At 46.2% G+C, this 4,010-nt stretch carries 2 protein-coding genes; both read left to right on the top strand.

The window, feature by feature from the left end:
- Positions 1-703: 703 nt before the first annotated feature.
- Entirely contained in the window at positions 704-2,659 is a 1,956-nt protein-coding gene (locus Q0482_RS08165) for an adenosylcobalamin-dependent ribonucleoside-diphosphate reductase (RefSeq protein ID WP_299145332.1), read from the top strand.
- Positions 2,660-3,148: 489 nt separating this feature from the next.
- Positions 3,149-3,643: a hypothetical protein gene (locus Q0482_RS08160; protein ID WP_299145331.1), complete on the top strand. Its 495-nt coding sequence runs from the start codon at positions 3,149-3,151 to the stop codon at positions 3,641-3,643.
- The last annotated feature ends 367 nt before the right edge of the window (positions 3,644-4,010 follow it).

Below are 4,010 nucleotides of genomic sequence, written 5' to 3'. Positions count from 1 at the left end.
TAAAATTGGCTAAAAAAGCTGAGCTAAAAATGGTCAAAATTGCCGGGCTCTAACATCAGCCGCAGAATCAGATTTCATATACATTTTGGCCCAATACTGCGTCATAAGCCTCCTTAAATAGCTATGGCTATTCGCGTCGGCTTATTCCTTGTATTGAACCAAAATGCTAGGGAAGCACTGATTAATTCGCAGAATCGAATTTCATATGTATTTTTATCCAATGCTGCGTCATCAGTCTCCTTAAATAGCTCGCTATTCGCGTCGACTGATTCCTTGCATTGAATAAAAATACAAGAATGAAATCCGATAACGATTTAATCAGCGCTTCCCTAGAATGAAATCTGATAACGACTGAATCACTGCGTCCCTTACGAAAAGCTGCTATCCTCCGTCGCCTACGGCGACACCCCCTTCCAAAGGAAGGGGCTTTGGCAGGACGTCATGCACCGCTGGAGACACAAAAGGTAAGCCCGTAACGCTGACTTTATAATCATCGCCTGCAGGGCGATACCACAACCCTCGGGCTGTGGCCCGTCAGACTTAAGGACCCTCCGGCCTTTAGGCCGGTCAATCTTAAGAACCTTGCGCCCGAAGGGTGCCCCCTCCGAATCCTTCAAACATCGCAATATTTCTATATCTTATGTGAAATACAATATATAGTATGCCTATATGGTATTTGACGCAATACATAGTATGTGCTACCATGAATTTATCAAAATTACGGAAACGAGGGATTCATATGAACCACTGGTATGACAATACGATAAGTCAGGGCATCCTGAAAGAAAAATACTATCACAAAGGAGAAAAGACACCGCAGGAATTCATGGACCGGGTGAGCTCCATCTTTGATCCGGAGCTGAAAAAGAGGGTGAGGGGCTACCTGGAGGACACCTCCTTCTGCCCCGCAGGCCGCACCCTCTATGCGGCAGGGGCGAAGGGAAAATTCAAGGTATCCATGTCCAACTGCTACATCCTGCCTTCCCCTGAGGATAATCTGGAATCCATATTCCGGGCCAACTATGAAATCGCCCGCATTTTCTCCTACGGCGGCGGCATCGGCATCAATATTTCCAACCTCCGCCCCAAGGGAAGTGAAGTGAGGAACGTGGCCCGCAGCTCCACCGGTGCCGTTTCCTTCCTGAAAATTTTCAACGTGACCGGTGAAGTCATCAGCCAGAACGGACGGCGGGGCGCCATGATGGTGGGCCTGAACTGCAGTCATCCCGACATTTATGAATTCCTCCATATCAAACAGAACGAGGAAAAGCTGTCCTCCATGAACATCAGCATCCTTTTCACCGATGAATTCATGGAAGCCGTGCGGGACGACAAAGAATATACCTTGAGCTTCACCGTGGAAGCCACCGGCGAAAAAATCGAAAGAACCATCAAAGCCCGCGAATTCTTCAAAGAATTCTGCGAAACCCAGTGGGACTGGGGCGACCCCGGTGCCATCTTCATTGACCGGATGAACCGGAACCACCTCCTGGCAGGCTACGATGAATACAACATCGAAATCACCAATCCCTGCGGCGAATTCGGCGGCAATGCATACAACGCCTGCAACCTGGGCAGCGTGAACCTCTACACCATGATCGACGACAAGTTCAGCGCCCGCCCCGTCTTCAACGAAGAACGGTTCAAAAAAACCGTGTACGACGGCATTACTGCCCTGGATGAAATCGTGGATTACGGCTATGAAGCCCAGCCCCTGGACGCTAACAGAACCTGCATCGATGACTGGCGCTCCCTGGGCCTCGGCCTCTTCGGTGTAGCAGATGCCCTCATCGCCATGAAACTCACCTACGGCACCAAAGAAGCCAATGATTTCATGGGCCGCGTCATGAAAACCATGCTCCTCACTGCCCTCCGTTCCTCCTGTGACAGGGCAAAGGAAAAAGGCACCTTCGGCCACTACCGCTGGGAAGCCACGAAGAAATCTCCCATCCTGGACATGGTGAAAGACCTGGATCCTGAGCTCTATGAAGACATCCATCAGCACGGCCTTCGGAACGGCACCCTCCTTGCCATCGCTCCCACCGGCACCATCTCCCTCCTCATGGGCAGCTTCTCCGGCGGCTGCGAACCGCTCTACAAGATTTCCTATGAACGCACCACCCACAAAATGGAAGAAGTGCATGGACATTTCCGGGTCTACGCCCACAGCATCAAAGACCTTCTGGAATACCATCACCTGCCCCTCACCATTTCCGACGAAGAAATCGTGGCCCGCTTCCCCTGGGTCATCGAAAGCCACGACGTCCCCTTCATGAACCGCGTCCGCATGCAGGCAGCCATGCAGAAATACGTGGACAACTCCATCTCCAGCACGGTGAACCTGAAAAACAGCGCCACCCCTGAAGACATCTACCGCATTTACCTCTCCGCCTGGGAAAGCGGCTGCAAAGGAATCACCGTCTTCCGCGACGGCTGCCGCCGGGGCAACATCCTGGGCGTAGGAGAAGAAGATAAAAAAGAAATAGAAAAGGAGAAAGTGGAAGGCAAAAAAGAGGATAATAAGGAAAAAGCTAACATAATAACAATGAAACCTGTAGATAACACCCCCGAATGCCCCAAATGCCACTCCCATCACATCCACGTAGAAGGCCACTGCAGTACCTGCGAAGAATGCGGCTGGTCCGCCTGCGGACTGTGACAGAAAGGCATCATCCAGCGAAATATAAAAGCCCCCTCTGCTCTGTGCAGACGGGGCTTTATAGTGGAGAAAAAGGTAAGCATGCAACGCCCCCTGCGTCTCCTTTAGGGGAAGAGGGCCGCGTTAGCGGCGAAGGGGTGTACGAGGGAAAGAACCTGAATGATGCTCTATCCTTGTTATCCACCCGGCTAACGATGCATACACTTTGGTAAGGATAGCTCATTTTCCATTATAAAATCAGCCATTTCACCACCCCAATAAAAAATCCCCGTCCTCTAACAAGAGCGTGGGGATTTTTCCATTATTGCTGATTTCTCAATTAGAATGGTGATAATGTGTTAAAGTGATAAGAAAGAATTATCTTTAGAATATATAAAAAGTCATGCGATTCTGCTATCATATCATATAAATAGAAAAAGCCTGTAGGAATGTTAATACGATGTGACTCTCATTATATACAAAGAAAGATAGAATCTGAGGGAAATAAATATGGAGCAGATTAAAAATAAGGCCAAACAAGTAGCAATCTTACTTGCAGTTCCCTTAGGCGCTTTTACAATAGGACTACATAGCTGGGATATTTATATGTTCTTTTGGGGGAATGAAGTGAGGCAGGAAATCAGCAATTTGCAGAGTCATGTACCGAAAATCACTTTATACCAAACTGGTATTCCTTTAGAAAGGACATTACAATATTCGGCTAAATCGGCCAATTTTGTTTACGGGATGCATTCCTATAATTTGTATTTAAATGCAGAGGATACCAGAAATTATTATCATAACCAATTCATCGAAGCAGGATGGACGTATTTAGGAGTTAAAGATAATTATATGAATGGCTCCATAATCGGAGAGTCTTTTCAATACAGTAAAGGAGAGTACAATTTGAGCCTTGCTTTCCGACCATCAATAAAAGATGTAAATTCTTATTCAAGTCATTCGACGCATCCTTATTATTTAATATCAATAGAACATAAGAGATAAATTAAATTTCCTTATAGCTTTTCCTCTATTAGTGTCTGTTAAGACCAGGGAAATGCCAGATTCTTCAGAATCACAAATCGTAATCTTGGGAGATAGCAGATGAATCATAAATTGTCATTGACGAGCCGATGAGTATTTCTGGATATGATGATGGACGGGATATTGTATTCATACTTTTTGACATTAAGGTATCCTTTGATTTGAAGAGGTACTATTAGAAATCAAGATTTTGTAATGTGTAATTAAAATAAGGTGCATTATGAAATATCTATTACAGAAAATTTGTACAGTAGCAATTCTCCTCTTAGTAAGTAGTGGCTGTTAAAAAACCACCCTTTGCAAAAATAGCCTAAAACACCCTCAAAAT

The sequence above is a fragment of the uncultured Dialister sp. genome, from assembly GCF_937959425.1.
GTDB lineage: Bacteria > Bacillota > Negativicutes > Veillonellales > Dialisteraceae > Dialister.
The sequence above is the reverse complement of the archived record's forward strand: the minus strand, read 5'-3'. Positions and strand labels throughout refer to the sequence as shown.